This window comes from Pedobacter sp., assembly GCF_041645105.1.
GTDB lineage: Bacteria > Bacteroidota > Bacteroidia > Sphingobacteriales > Sphingobacteriaceae > Pedobacter.
On record NZ_JBAZQQ010000001.1, the window covers coordinates 139,442 to 152,735 of the forward strand.

Genomic DNA, 13,294 nt, shown 5'->3' on the forward strand with positions numbered 1-13,294 from the left:
GAAATGAAAATGATTACCCCAAAAATACGGATTTTTAGCTGCCTTTGACTAACGTAATTGTAATTTTAGGCATGCTCCTTTTCGAGCTCCTGATGCACAGGCTTATGTCCCTGAGAAACAAGTTTACTAATATTATAGCCTCTTTCTTTACAACGGTCTACAATCCCCTTAAGCAAGTCTTTCGGCAGTTCTGGTTTTCGGGACATGATGTATAATCTCTCGTGTTTTGGATGTCCAATCACCACATAAGAATAATCCTCCGCCAGTTCAACCACCCAATAATCTACTTTAAAAGGCCATACCAGTTGTGCCTTAAAAACTGCATTACCAGTCTTCTTGGTTACAAAAAGTTTAGATCGGATATATTTTCTCTTCTGCTCGCCTACAACATTGTAAGTAGTGAATACAGCATAATAACCATCAGGATGAATCACATACGTTTCTATTTTCCTTCGCCAATGTTTATCCATAAATGTTGGAATAGAATACAAAGAATACCACTTTCCAGCGTAAGCCATAATATCTACTCGTTGTACTGGTTGGTTGTCCATAAGCTCTCCGGTTGTTTGGTATTTGGCAAATGTAAATTCTTTATCATAAAACCCCTAACCAAGAATAAAGTTTTTAAAAGCATTTTTTAAACTGGGGTAATTTTATAACTTCGACAGAAGGTAACATACATAAAAAAATAAAATTTATGAAGATAACAGTTGTAGGTGCCGGCGCTGTAGGCGCCACTTGCGCAGATAATATTGCCAGAAAAGAATTAGCTGAAGAACTTATTTTACTAGACATCAAAGAAGGCTTTGCCGAAGGTAAATCAATTGACATGATGCAAACCGCAGCATTACTAGGCTTCGACACTAAAATTAAAGGTGTTACCAACGATTATGCCAGTACGGCAGATTCTGAAGTAGTTGTAATTACCTCTGGGCTCCCACGTAAACCTGGAATGACCCGTGAAGAATTGATTGGTACAAATGCAAATATTGTAAAGGGTGTAACAGAGAATATCCTAAAATATTCACCAAACACCATAATCATTGTGGTTTCAAACCCAATGGATACGATGAATTATCTTACCTTAAAAACATCCGGACTCCCTAAAAACCGTATTCTTGGTATGGGCGGTGCGCTGGATTCATCAAGATTTAAATATTACCTGAGCCTTGAATTAGGCTGTTCACCTGCTGACCTTAATGCAGTAGTGATAGGTGGTCATGGCGACACAACAATGATTCCTTTGATCAACCATGCAACCTGGAACAGCATTCCTGTAACACAATTGCTAAGCAAAGAACAACAGGATAAAGTTGTAAAAGCAACCATGGTTGGCGGAGCTACATTAACAGGATTAATCGGCACATCAGCATGGTATGCCCCTGGAGCCGGAACAGCAGCAATGGTTGAAAGCATTGTTCGTGATGAGAAAAAACTCATCTCGTCGGGAGTTTACCTTGATGGTGAATATGGACAAAAAGATATATCACTTGTTGTACCTGTCATCATTGGTAAAAATGGCGTTGAGAAAATCCTTGATTTTAAATTGAGTGACGATGAACAAGCTGCATTTAACAAAAGTGCTGATGCTGTACGCAATATGAATGCAGTATTAACAGACATGAATCTAGTTTAAAACAAGATAAGGAGTACAATATTAAATGAGAACAATTTCTGTTCCGCTCACCTTAATAAACTTACAAGACGATGGTTTCCACTTATTAGTGGAAATTGTTGTTTTTGGACAAAACATATTAGCTGTAGTTGATACCGGGGCTTCAAGAACTGTTTTTGATAAAACTTTTATCGAAACTCATATCACAGATTTGGAAAACAATGAAGAAGAAGTACATGCAACTACACTTTTCACCACATCAAGCACATTACAGGCAACCATTCCAAAGTTAAAAATCGGCTCGCTGATCATCAAAGATTATGAAGCCGTTGCGTTGGATCTTGAGGCAGTAAATCAAGCCTATGAGGGATTAGGACATGGTCCAATCGCAGCAATCTTAGGGGGCGACCTGCTACTTAAATATAATGCAGTAATCAATTACAAAAAAATGAAGCTAAAAATGACCATTCTCCGCTGAGGCGGGAACAAATCGCGCTGAAAAAGCGCAAATTATTCCTATGTCTCTTCCGAGAAGGTTTTTTTTTTGTAAAAACACACATAACCAAACAGGGCCGCTGAATCAGCGGCCCTGTTTGGTTATCTTAATGAAATAAAAATCACCTTCTCAGAGGAGACCTGAGGCGCTTTTGCCCTTCAGCAAAAGGTACCAGGCTCCGAAGAGAATGGTTATTTTTACCCTTTTTTAAGCATCAATTTTTGCGTACTTCGCATTTCTTTCTATAAACTCTCTGCGTGGTGCAACCTCATCTCCCATTAACATAGAGAAAGTATGATCACATTCAGCAGCATTTTCTATAGTTGCCTGCATTAAAGTACGGGTAGCTGGATTCAATGTAGTATCCCAAAGCTGTTCAGCATTCATCTCACCCAAACCTTTATAACGTTGAATATGTACACTTTCTTCCTTACCTGCACCTTTTAAACGTTGTACAGCAGCATCACGTTGTACATCATTCCAACAATATTCAAACTCTTTACCTTTCTTCACTTGATACAAAGGCGGAGCAGCAATGTAAACATAGCCAGCCTCAATAAGTGCTTTCATATATCTGAAGAAGAAAGTCAGAATCAATGTGGTAATGTGAGAACCATCGATATCAGCATCCGTCATAATCACAATTTTGTGGTAACGAAGCTTCGTCATATTCAATGCTTTATCATCTTCCGGAGTTCCTATACTTACACCTAAAGCTGTAAACATATTTTTGATCTCATCATTTTCATAGATCTTATGCTCCATTGCTTTCTCCACATTAAGGATTTTACCTTTCAAAGGAAGAATAGCCTGGAAGTTACGATCACGACCTTGTTTTGCAGTACCACCCGCAGAGTCTCCCTCCACCAGGTATAGCTCACATTTTTCAGGATCACTATCAGAGCAATCGGCAAGTTTACCAGGCAAACCTGAGCCACCCATAACACTCTTGCGCTGAACCATTTCACGTGCTTTACGTGCCGCTGCACGAGCTGTTGCCGCAAGAATAACCTTGTTAACGATCATTTTTGCTTCTTTAGGATACTCCTCAAGGTAAATACCTAAAGCTTCACCAACAGCAATATCCACAGCACCCATTACTTCAGAGTTACCCAACTTGGTTTTTGTCTGACCTTCGAACTGAGGTTCCTGAACTTTAACAGAAACAACAGCAGTTAAGCCCTCTCTAAAGTCATCACCTGTGATCTCAAATTTTACATTTTTAAGCAAACCTGATTTATCAGCATAAGCTTTCAATGTTCTGGTTAAACCTCTTCTAAAACCAGCGATATGTGTACCACCCTCATGAGTATTAATGTTATTCACATATGAATGAACATTTTCAGAATAACTATCATTATACTGTAAAGCTAATTCTACCGGAATTCCGTTTTTAATTCCTTCTACATAAATAGGTTCAGGAATTAATGATGGACGAGTACCATCCAGGAACTGAACAAACTCTTTCAGGCCACCTTCAGAGTGGAAAAGCTCAGTTAAAGCCTCCCCTTTATCGTCAAGCTCACGCTCATCAGTTAAAGTTAATTTAATGCCCTTGTTAAGGAAAGATAATTCTCTTAATCTGGATGCTAAAGTATCATAACGATACTCAGTAGTTTGAGTAAAAATAGTAGCATCCGGAGTAAATGTTACAATTGTACCCCTTTTATCAGTATCGCCAATAGACTTTACATCATATAAAGGTTTACCAATATTATACTCCTGTACCCATATTTTACCTTCACGGTGAACTTCAGCTCTTAAGTGTGTAGACAATGCGTTCACACAACTTACCCCCACACCGTGCAAACCACCAGAAACCTTATAGGTATCTTTATCAAATTTACCACCGGCATGTAATACCGTCATTACAATCTCCAAAGCTGATTTCTGCTCCTTGGTATTGATCCCTGTTGGGATACCACGGCCATTATCTTCAACCCTAATTGAGTTATCTTTTAATATCGTTACATAAATAGAGTCGGCATGTCCTGCCAATGCCTCATCAATTGAATTGTCTACTACCTCATATACAAGGTGATGCAAACCTTTAATTCCAGTATCGCCTATATACATCGAAGGGCGCTTACGCACCGCTTCTAATCCTTCTAGTACCTGTATATTATCTGCCGAATAATTTGACTTTGGATCCTTTTCTTCGCTCATATTTTTTTATTATACAATAAGATTCAAATTTAACCAATTATGGTCAATTTCCGGCAAATGTGGATAACTATTTGACCAAATAATGGCCTAAAAACATTCTAAAAAACAGAATCCTTAGGATAGTAATTTTGAAATTTTATATTTGTTGAAATTTATCATAAAAAGATAAGCCGTACGGTATTCAAATGAGCGCAAAAGGGCGTAAAAAGAGATAACGAACGCTACATTTGACAAAAAAAGATAATTATACTTAAATGAAAGCAACATTAAAATTAAGCGGTATCGCTACAGCAGTAGCCATAGTTTCAGTTATGGCTTCGTGCCAGAATAAGGACGACAAGGGTGCTACAGTTAAAAAAACAGATTCTACAGCAGTAGCTAACAGCGAAAAAATCGTTTATGTAAACTCGGATTCTTTGTTAACAAAATACCACTACTTTACAGACCTTAAAACAAAGCTTGAAGCTAAATCTAAAACTGCTCAGACTGACCTGGCTTCTAAGCAACAGGCTTTTCAACGTGAAGTTGCACAATATCAGCAACAAGCGAACACTTTACCTGCAGACCAAAGAGCATCAACAGAAGAAAGATTAGCACGTAAGCAACAGGAATTACAGACGTACACTCAAAATGCTGGTGCAGCCATCCAAAATGAGCAAGCTGCAGAAAATGAAAAGCTTTATGATAAAGTTGCTGACTACCTAAAAGAGTACGCAAAAAAGAAAGGCTACAAAATGGTATTGGGTTATTCTAAAGGAAACGGTACAATACTATTTGCTGACGAAAGTTTAGATGTTACAAGTGAAGTAATTATCGGATTAAACGAAGCTTACAAAAAGTAATTAAATATTAAAATTTCAAGGAGCCCGATCATTAAATGGTCGGGCTTTTTTTTTGAGATTCACATTAATCTTATTAAGTGTCTCAAATCTGGGACAACCTTTAGACAGTCTTCACTTAAGTTTCACTAACCTCCAACAAACAAACTTAACTATCAGAAAACAAATCAATTAACACACAACACCTACTACCTCTATTCTATATTTTTCAAAGTTTTGGCATGGTTATTACAATACACCCATTGAATTTTAAACAGAAAATTATGAAAAAATTATTCATTATAGGTCTTGGGTTAACTGTTAGCAGTTTGGCTTTTAAGGCGAGCGCACAAACATCACAATCAGCTGCAAATGATCAAATGAGAATCGGTATCAGAGCTGGTGCAAACTTGATGAACATGGGAAAACTTCAGGTAGCTGATCAAAATTACTCAACAGATTCAAAAGTTGGTTTTCAGGTTGGGCTGTATGGAGATCTACCTATGGGTGGAGGCTTTGCCTTCCTTCCAGAGATTATGTATATCCAAAAAGGGGCTAAAATAAAGGAAACAGTTCTTGGAACTACCGGAGAATTTGACACTAAAGTCAACTATTTAGATATCCCATTACTAATTGGCTATAAAGCAACTCCTGAATTAACTGTATTTGCCGGTCCTCAGGTATCGTTCTTGCTTTCTCAAAAATCAACAGGTTTGGTAAATAACGATCCTCAAACAGAATCAACGGATACAGAAAATTTCAGTAAGTCATTAGCCGGCGCTGCAATAGGTTTGGGTTATGACATTACTCCAAACATCAACCTGAACGCCAGGTATATGATGGACTTCCAAAATGCATTAAAGGATGATGTGAATCAGGATAAAATCAAAAACAAAGGATTTGCATTATCATTAGGTTATACATTTTAAATAAACACATTACATAATAATTTTGAGAGCCTGTATCATCATTGATCAGGCTCTTTTTATGTTACGATAATCTGTAATTTTGTTTAGCCATGAAATATGAAGAAAAAGTAAGAATTGAACTTGAATTCTGGAAAAGAGAAATGATGCAAAAACCCTCTTTTCTGAATAAGGTAACGAACAACGTTCAGAAAAAAATCAATAGCTATATTCCTCAAAAAGTTCATCAAGCTATCACTACAGCAATGAAGGGAATGGTAAAAACTGTTTTGTATGGCTCTACTTATACGACTACTGCTACGCCTTACCCAGATATGAGCCTGGTTCAAAGAGAAGCATTGATTTCACAAAAGATAGATAGTTACTGCAAAACCGGAGCGGCAGAAGGTGGCATAACGGGAGCCGGAGGGTTCTTAATGAGTATGGCTGATTTTCCAATCTTAATTGGAATTAAAATGAAACTCCTCTTTGAAGTTGCTTCATTATATGGTTATAATGTAAAAGACTATCGTGAAAGATTGTATATTCTTTACATATTTCAACTTGCTTTTTCAAGTAAACAAGGAACTACAAAAGTATTCCAGCACATTCAAAACTGGGAATATCAATTAAAAACATTACCTGAAAAACCTGAAGAATTTGACTGGCTAACCTTCCAGCAAGAATACCGCGATTACATAGATCTTGCTAAACTGGCTCAATTATTACCTGTAGTCGGCGCCGCTGTTGGTGCTGTCGCCAATTATCAATTGATAAAGAAACTAGGTAAAACTGCAATGCAGGCTTATAGATTACGTTTATTAGACCAGACCAGGTTGAACTAATCCTCTTCCTCAAACAAACCACCAATTAAATCATCTGTTTCTCTTCTGTCCTTCTTCGTTGGCCTTCCTGTTCCCCTGTCTCTTTTTAAAGTAGGTGCATGAAAAACTGATTTAAAAGCATAAGTCTCCTCTTCGGGAGTAATATCTTTATACTTGGTTACCGCAATCTTCGATTCTACTCTGTTATAAAGTAATTCGACCACCTCAATCACTTTCTTCTCTATCCCCTTTGATACCTGATAAACATCACCCGGTTTTACTATAGCTGATGGTTTAAGATTCTGACCATTAAACTTAACACGCCCCGCTTTACAAGCCTCTGTTGCTAAACTTCTGGTTTTAAACAACCTGATTGCCCACAAATATTTATCAATCCTTAATTTTTCCTGTTCACTCATAACACCCCAAAAATAGTGATAATAACAATTTTATTAAATTTCCTGAGGAAAATACACAGAAAACATAGATCAATACATAAAATTCATTTATTTTGTCAAAAAATACAATCAATCATGATAGCAGAATTAAAAAAGTTAGTAGAAGCCGCTTGGGAAGACAGAACCTTACTAGAGTATAGTGAACATTGCGAGGCAATTGAAACTGTAATCATGCAGCTAGATAAAGGTGAGTTACGCGTTGCAGAGCCTGTACTTAATTCCTGGGGTATCAATGAATGGATTAAAAAAGCAGTTATACTTTATTTCCCGATCAGACAAATGAAGGAAATAGAAGTTGGCCCTTTTGTTTTCCATGACAAGATGAAATTAAAAACCAATTATAAGGAAATTGGCGTAAGAGTTATTCCTGGTGCAAGTGCACGTTACGGAGCATATTTAGCTAAGGGTGTAATCATGATGCCTTCTTATGTAAATATTGGGGCTTATGTTGACGAAGGTACAATGGTTGATACATGGGCTACTGTGGGATCATGTGCACAAATCGGAAAACATGTACATTTAAGTGGTGGTGTTGGTATTGGAGGGGTATTAGAGCCTATTCAAGCTGCTCCGGTAATTATCGAAGATAACTGTTTCCTTGGTTCAAGAGCAATTGTTGTTGAAGGTGTACGTGTAGAAAAAGAAGCAGTTCTAGGTGCCAATGTAGTATTAACAGCCTCTACAAAAATTATTGATGTAACAGGTCCTTCTCCTGTAGAATATAAAGGTATTGTTCCTGCCCGCTCTGTGGTAATTCCAGGTAGCTATGCTAAAAAATTCCCTGCAGGCGAATACAGCGTTCCTTGTGCTTTAATTATAGGAAAACGTAAAGAATCAACAGATAAAAAGACTTCTCTTAATGATGCATTGAGAGAAAACAATGTATCAGTATAATATAATGAAGATTGGTTTTGATGGAAAAAGAGCAGCGAATAACCTTACCGGCTTAGGAAACTATAGTCGATCGCTTATTGCCCACATGGCAAAATATTTCCCTCAAAACCAATATTTCGTTTATACCCCCAAGGTAAAAGACAATCCTCAAATCAGTTTTTTTACTGATATCAAATCTATCCACCTGAAATTACCTGATACAAAAGGCATTTTATGGCGGGCACTGGGAATAAAAAAACAACTCATAAATGACAAAATAGATTTGTTTCACGGCTTAAGCCATGAACTTCCAATAGGTATTCGCAATACAGGTATACCGTCTATAGTCACCATCCACGACCTCATCTTTATCAGGTATCCGCAAAATTTTAGTGCAATTGATCGTTTTATCTATAAAATAAAAACGAAAACTGCTTGTAAAAATGCAGACCGCATCATTGCCATTAGCGAACAGACTAAAAGGGATATCATCGAGTTTTATAAAACTGACCCTGAAAAAATTGAAGTCATCTACCAAAGCTGTGATGATAGTTTCAAATCAGCAGCAACAGAGGAAGTTAAAGAACAGATAAAGAAGAAATATAATTTACCAGCTAAATATATTCTCAATGTTGGTACCATAGAAACCAGAAAAAACCTGATTGCACTGGTTAGGGCATTAAAAACTATTGATGAGGAAATTAAGCTAATTGTTATTGGAAAAAAAACGAGCTATTTTAAACTGGTTGAAAATGAGATCCATAGACTCAACCTACAAAATCGCATTGTATTTCTTCAGCATATTCCTTTCACTGATCTGCCCGTCATTTATCAAATGGCATCGGTATTTGCATACCCTTCCGTTTTTGAAGGTTTTGGTATCCCCATCATTGAAGCTTTATATAGCAAAGTTCCCGTTGTTGCGGCTACCGGCTCTTGTCTTGAAGAAGCTGGCGGACCAGATAGTCTATATGTGCATCCTGATGATCATACCGCACTATCAAAAGCCATTAACGAGATCTTAACAAATCCATCGCTGAAAGAAGAGATGATAGGAAAAGGCCTGAGTTATGTTCAAAAATTTAATAACGAGAATATCAGTAGTCAAATGATGCAGTTATACCTTAAAACTCTTGGATAAACTGTAATTTTACCTCATGCTAAAAACAGAAATTGAAAAAGCACTTGCTGTTTTAAAGAATGGTGGTGTTATACTCTACCCTACCGATACCGTATGGGGTTTAGGCTGCGATGCTACAAATGAAGAGGCTGTTGCTAAAATAAATGAAATAAAAGGGCGCACAGCTGATAAAAGCTTTATCATTCTATTGGATACAGATGCTAAATTGCAAAGTTATGTAAATGAAGTACCCGATGTTGCTTACGACCTGATTGAGTATGCAGAAAACCCACTTACATTGGTTTTTCCAGGAGCAAAAAATTTAGCAAAAAATGTCATAAATGCAGATGGAAGCGTAGGAATAAGAATAGCTAAACACGACTTCTGTCAGCAGCTAATCCAAAGGTTCCGCAAACCTATTACCTCCACCTCTGCGAATGTATCAGGTGTACCCACCCCAATGTTTTTTGATGAAATCAGTGATGAAATAAAAGATGCTGTGGATCATGTGGTAGACTGGGAACAAGAACTCAGAACCAATAAAAAGCCGTCAACTATAATGAAATTAGCACCCGGAGGTCAATTTTCCTTTATTAGAAGGTAAGTTTTACTACTTTTGCAATCTCATCAATGGAACAACATTTACAACACCCTGTCTTTAAAGCCCTTGCAGATATTGCGAATACGCATCATATCGAAGCGTATATAATTGGTGGTTATGTTAGGGATATTTTCCTTAATAGACCGTCGAAAGACATTGATATTGTTGTTCTTGGAAACGGAATTCATTTTGCAGAACTCGCTGGCAAACACCTGAGAAGTAAAGTCGCTGTATTTAAAAATTTCGGCACAGCAATGCTGAAATTTCAGGATCTTGAAATAGAATTTGTAGGTGCAAGAAAAGAATCTTACCGTTCTGATTCGAGAAAACCGATTGTCGAAAACGGAACAATTGAAGATGATCAGCTCAGGAGAGATTTTACCATCAACGCGCTGGCTATATCGCTTAATAAAGAGAATTATGGACAGCTGATCGATCCTTTTAATGGGATCGCAGATCTTAACAATAAATTGATCAAAACACCTTTAGATCCTGAACTGACTTTTTCTGATGATCCTTTAAGGATGATGCGTGCAATTCGTTTTGCAAGTCAACTTAATTTCACAATTGATGAACAGGCTTTAAATGCTATCAAAAAGCAAAAAGAAAGGATCAGCATAGTTTCTAAAGAACGTATAACTGATGAACTGAATAAAATTATCCTATCAGAGGTACCATCTGTCGGCTTTAAATACTTATTTGATACTGGATTATTGCATCTTATATTTCCTCAAATGGCACAACTTTACGGAGTTGATATCATCAATGGAAAAGGACATAAGGATAATTTCTATCATACCTTACAGGTGCTCGATAACATTTGTAAATCTACTTCAGACCTTTGGCTTCGCTGGGCAGCAATACTGCATGATATAGCCAAGCCTGCAACAAAAAGATTTGAAGAGGGGCATGGCTGGACCTTTCATGGTCATGAGGATAAGGGGGCTAGAATGGTTCCTAAAATATTCGCACAACTCAAACTTCCATTAAATGAAAAAATGAAGTTTGTGCAGAAAATGGTACAATTACACCTACGCCCTATTGTACTTGCACAAGAGGTGGTTACAGACTCGGCAGTTCGCAGGCTTTTATTTGATGCAGGTGAAGATATTGAGAGTCTGATGCTACTTTGTAATGCTGATGTAACTACAAAAAATGAGTACAAAGTAAAGAAGTACCGTAATAACTTTGAGCTGGTTAAACAAAAACTCAAAGATGTAGAAGAACGGGACAAGATCAGAAACTGGCAACCTCCAATTTCTGGCAATGACATTATGGAAACATTTGGGTTAACTGCAGGGAAAGAAGTTGGACTGATTAAGAATGCAATCAGAGAAGCAATTCTGGAAGGTGAAATAACAAACACATACGATAACGCATTAAAGTTTATGCTCGAAAAGGCTAAGGAGTTCGGACTTCAACCCATAAAGCGTTAATACAATTATATAAAGTATATTTTATTTTTTAATTTTATACCTAGAAAAGAGGCTAAAATGGCAATTTATAGATTTAGAATAACTTTCGAAGATTTCGATGAAGTAGTTAGGGAAATAGATATCAAATCGACCCAGACATTTGAAGATTTACATAAAGCAATTCATCGTTCAACCGGATATTCAACGGAAAAATCATCGTCCTTTTTTGTAAGTACCGATAATTGGATAAAGGGTGATGAAATTGCATACTTGCCTAATCAGCGTAAAATAGACAGAGGTGTTGCGCTTATGGAGAATGCCAGACTGAATAAATTTATTGATGACCCTCATCAAAAATTTTATTATATCTATAACTTCGATCGTCCATTTGACTTTCACGTAGAACTGATTAAAATTATTCTGAATACTGATCCTAATATCGAATACCCTTTCTTAGTAAAGAGTTCTGGAGAAGCCCCAAAAATCATCGAAAAAAACAATCTTGATGCTGTGGCTGTATCTTCAAATCCTGTATCAACAGATTTTGACTTTTTAAATGAGATGGACTTTGTTCCTGAAGATACTGAAGAACTTGAAGCAATGGGTGGAAGAGGTATCAATGCTGAAGAAAAGTCTGACGACGCTGAGGAAGAAGAGACTGCTGATGAGGATGATGAATTCTCTGACGATGATAACTTCGGAGATGAGGAATATAAAGAAGATGATTATTAGTGCCTATCATGGCATTAAATAAAACCCTGATTGTCGTTGTCGGCCCTACAGGAATAGGAAAAACTGCCTTGGCTATCTCTATAGCCAGGCAATACCATACAGAAATCATTTCAGCAGATTCAAGACAGTTTTTTAAAGAAATGGAAATTGGCACAGCTAAGCCTTCGGCAGAAGAACTTGCTGCTGCTCCTCATCACTTTATCAACTCTCACAGTATTGAAACCCTGTTTAGTACGGGTGATTTTGAAGTACAAGCCATCGAGCTGATTGAACAATTGTTTAAAAAACACGATACACTTGTGATGGTAGGTGGCTCCGGACTTTATATTGATGCGGTATGTAAAGGACTGGATGATCTGCCTGAAACTGATTTAAATATCAGGGAAAAGCTCAATCAACAACTTGCTGGCGAGGGCTTGGAATCTATTAAAAAACAGTTGAGTGAATTTGATCCTGAATATTATCAGAAAGTTGATCAGGCGAACCCTCAACGCATGATAAGGGGATTGGAGTTCTATTTATCAACTGGCACAAAATTATCAGCACACCTAACTAATAACAAAAAAGTCAGATCTTTTAATATCCTTAAAATAGGATTAAATATGGATCGTGCATCACTTTATAACCGCATAAATATGCGGGTAGATAAAATGATGGAAGCGGGCTTACTTAATGAAGTTAAAGGATTACTGCCTTTTAGAAAAAATAACGCACTAAACACCGTAGGATACTCGGAGTTATTTACTCATTTAGATGGAGATATCAGTTTAAAAGAAGCTGTAGATCAGATTAAGCAAAACACCCGAAGATTTGCCAAGCGCCAGTTAACCTGGTTTAGAAGAGATGACAGCACCGCCTGGTTTGAACCGGGACAAGATGATACTGTCATCAATTACATCAGTAAAAAAATAGATTAAGCCTGAGCTGTTGGCCCACCAAAATTCATTGGAAAACCTGGAGGCTCTTCCTGCGTTTTAATACGCCCGTTTGCTGCTTCATATTTCTCTACATTATCCAACATCGCTGCTACCAACCTTTTGGCATGCTCTGGTGTTAATATTATTCTGGATTTCACTCTTGCTTTAGGTACGCCAGGCATAACCCTGATAAAATCAAGTACAAACTCAGTATTTGAATGCGTTATAATGGCAAGATTTGAAAATACCCCTTCTGCGATTTCTTCAGAAAGCTCAATGTTTAATTGGTTATCGTTGTTTTGTTCTTCCATAAAACAAACTTAGAGAAAATTTTAGTGTGGATGGCAAAAAAAA

General features: G+C 37.1%; 15 protein-coding genes. 11 read left to right on the plus strand and 4 right to left on the minus strand.

What is annotated here, in order from left to right; translation table 11 throughout:
• Positions 1–65: 65 nt before the first annotated feature.
• Positions 66–551, minus strand: a complete 486-nt coding sequence (locus WC623_RS00530) for a lipocalin family protein (protein ID WP_372847592.1) — start codon at positions 549–551, stop codon at positions 66–68.
• A 146-nt stretch (positions 552–697) separates the two neighbouring features.
• Between WC623_RS00530 and mdh the strand changes: the two genes are divergently transcribed.
• Together mdh and WC623_RS00540 are read left to right on the plus strand one after the other, a co-directional pair.
• Entirely contained in the window at positions 698–1,636 is a 939-nt protein-coding gene (mdh, locus tag WC623_RS00535; protein WP_372847593.1) for a malate dehydrogenase, read from the plus strand.
• Positions 1,637–1,661: 25 nt separating this feature from the next.
• Positions 1,662–2,093: an aspartyl protease family protein gene (locus WC623_RS00540; RefSeq protein ID WP_372847594.1), complete on the plus strand. Its 432-nt coding sequence runs from the start codon at positions 1,662–1,664 to the stop codon at positions 2,091–2,093.
• Positions 2,094–2,318: 225 nt separating this feature from the next.
• Here WC623_RS00540 and gyrB read toward each other — a convergent pair whose 3' ends face one another.
• The gene (gyrB, locus tag WC623_RS00545; RefSeq protein ID WP_372847595.1) at positions 2,319–4,277 is read right to left on the minus strand and encodes a DNA topoisomerase (ATP-hydrolyzing) subunit B; all 1,959 of its coding nucleotides are present in this window, start codon (positions 4,275–4,277) and stop codon (positions 2,319–2,321) included.
• Positions 4,278–4,531: 254 nt separating this feature from the next.
• Here gyrB and WC623_RS00550 point away from each other — a divergent pair, with 254 nt between their 5' ends.
• The 3 genes from WC623_RS00550 to WC623_RS00560 all read left to right on the plus strand — a co-directional run bounded on the left by WC623_RS00550 (position 4,532) and on the right by WC623_RS00560 (position 6,845).
• A complete protein-coding gene (locus tag WC623_RS00550) occupies positions 4,532–5,119 on the plus strand; it encodes an OmpH family outer membrane protein (protein ID WP_372847596.1) in 588 nt (195 codons plus the stop codon).
• A gap of 260 nt (positions 5,120–5,379) precedes the next feature.
• Positions 5,380–6,024, plus strand: coding sequence for a porin family protein (locus WC623_RS00555; RefSeq protein WP_372847597.1), 645 nt, complete (start codon positions 5,380–5,382; stop codon positions 6,022–6,024).
• A gap of 89 nt (positions 6,025–6,113) precedes the next feature.
• Entirely contained in the window at positions 6,114–6,845 is a 732-nt protein-coding gene (locus WC623_RS00560; protein ID WP_372847598.1) for an EcsC family protein, read from the plus strand.
• On the opposite strand, the gene WC623_RS00565 is transcribed toward WC623_RS00560, so the two are convergent.
• Positions 6,842–7,243, minus strand: coding sequence for an RNA-binding S4 domain-containing protein (locus tag WC623_RS00565; protein WP_372847599.1), 402 nt, complete (start codon positions 7,241–7,243; stop codon positions 6,842–6,844). The genes WC623_RS00560 and WC623_RS00565 overlap by 4 nt on opposite strands.
• Positions 7,244–7,357: 114 nt before the next feature.
• Here WC623_RS00565 and WC623_RS00570 point away from each other — a divergent pair, with 114 nt between their 5' ends.
• The 6 genes from WC623_RS00570 to miaA are packed head-to-tail and all read left to right on the plus strand — an operon-like array spanning position 7,358 to position 12,940.
• Entirely contained in the window at positions 7,358–8,176 is an 819-nt protein-coding gene (locus WC623_RS00570; protein ID WP_372847600.1) for a 2,3,4,5-tetrahydropyridine-2,6-dicarboxylate N-succinyltransferase, read from the plus strand.
• Between the two features lie 4 nt (positions 8,177–8,180).
• Entirely contained in the window at positions 8,181–9,296 is a 1,116-nt protein-coding gene (locus tag WC623_RS00575; RefSeq protein ID WP_372847601.1) for a glycosyltransferase family 4 protein, read from the plus strand.
• A 16-nt stretch (positions 9,297–9,312) separates the two neighbouring features.
• Complete coding sequence (locus tag WC623_RS00580; protein ID WP_372847602.1) at positions 9,313–9,879, plus strand: L-threonylcarbamoyladenylate synthase; 567 nt, start codon at positions 9,313–9,315, stop codon at positions 9,877–9,879.
• Positions 9,880–9,905: 26 nt separating this feature from the next.
• Complete coding sequence (locus WC623_RS00585; protein WP_372847603.1) at positions 9,906–11,312, plus strand: CCA tRNA nucleotidyltransferase; 1,407 nt, start codon at positions 9,906–9,908, stop codon at positions 11,310–11,312.
• Positions 11,313–11,369: 57 nt separating this feature from the next.
• Positions 11,370–12,023: a hypothetical protein gene (locus tag WC623_RS00590; RefSeq protein ID WP_372847604.1), complete on the plus strand. Its 654-nt coding sequence runs from the start codon at positions 11,370–11,372 to the stop codon at positions 12,021–12,023.
• Between the two features lie 8 nt (positions 12,024–12,031).
• On the plus strand, positions 12,032–12,940 hold the full coding sequence (miaA, locus tag WC623_RS00595; RefSeq protein WP_372847605.1) for a tRNA (adenosine(37)-N6)-dimethylallyltransferase MiaA: 909 nt from the start codon (positions 12,032–12,034) through the stop codon (positions 12,938–12,940).
• Here the strand turns inward: miaA and WC623_RS00600 are convergent.
• The gene (locus WC623_RS00600) at positions 12,937–13,251 is read right to left on the minus strand and encodes a DUF3467 domain-containing protein (RefSeq protein WP_349784575.1); all 315 of its coding nucleotides are present in this window, start codon (positions 13,249–13,251) and stop codon (positions 12,937–12,939) included. The two genes, miaA and WC623_RS00600, sit on opposite strands and share 4 nt — an antisense overlap.
• Positions 13,252–13,294 lie beyond the last annotated feature (43 nt).

Coding starts and splice junctions, on each gene's coding strand:
- WC623_RS00600 (WP_349784575.1), bottom strand. CDS start 13,251: ATGGAAGAACAAAACAACGATAACCAATTAAACATTGAGCTTTCTGAA.
- WC623_RS00575 (WP_372847601.1), top strand. CDS start 8,181: ATGAAGATTGGTTTTGATGGAAAAAGAGCAGCGAATAACCTTACCGGC.
- WC623_RS00550 (WP_372847596.1), top strand. CDS start 4,532: ATGAAAGCAACATTAAAATTAAGCGGTATCGCTACAGCAGTAGCCATA.
- WC623_RS00585 (WP_372847603.1), top strand. CDS start 9,906: ATGGAACAACATTTACAACACCCTGTCTTTAAAGCCCTTGCAGATATT.
- miaA (WP_372847605.1), top strand. CDS start 12,032: ATGGCATTAAATAAAACCCTGATTGTCGTTGTCGGCCCTACAGGAATA.
- WC623_RS00555 (WP_372847597.1), top strand. CDS start 5,380: ATGAAAAAATTATTCATTATAGGTCTTGGGTTAACTGTTAGCAGTTTG.
- mdh (WP_372847593.1), top strand. CDS start 698: ATGAAGATAACAGTTGTAGGTGCCGGCGCTGTAGGCGCCACTTGCGCA.
- WC623_RS00570 (WP_372847600.1), top strand. CDS start 7,358: ATGATAGCAGAATTAAAAAAGTTAGTAGAAGCCGCTTGGGAAGACAGA.
- WC623_RS00560 (WP_372847598.1), top strand. CDS start 6,114: ATGAAATATGAAGAAAAAGTAAGAATTGAACTTGAATTCTGGAAAAGA.
- WC623_RS00580 (WP_372847602.1), top strand. CDS start 9,313: ATGCTAAAAACAGAAATTGAAAAAGCACTTGCTGTTTTAAAGAATGGT.
- WC623_RS00590 (WP_372847604.1), top strand. CDS start 11,370: ATGGCAATTTATAGATTTAGAATAACTTTCGAAGATTTCGATGAAGTA.
- WC623_RS00530 (WP_372847592.1), bottom strand. CDS start 551: ATGGACAACCAACCAGTACAACGAGTAGATATTATGGCTTACGCTGGA.
- WC623_RS00540 (WP_372847594.1), top strand. CDS start 1,662: ATGAGAACAATTTCTGTTCCGCTCACCTTAATAAACTTACAAGACGAT.
- WC623_RS00565 (WP_372847599.1), bottom strand. CDS start 7,243: ATGAGTGAACAGGAAAAATTAAGGATTGATAAATATTTGTGGGCAATC.
- gyrB (WP_372847595.1), bottom strand. CDS start 4,277: ATGAGCGAAGAAAAGGATCCAAAGTCAAATTATTCGGCAGATAATATA.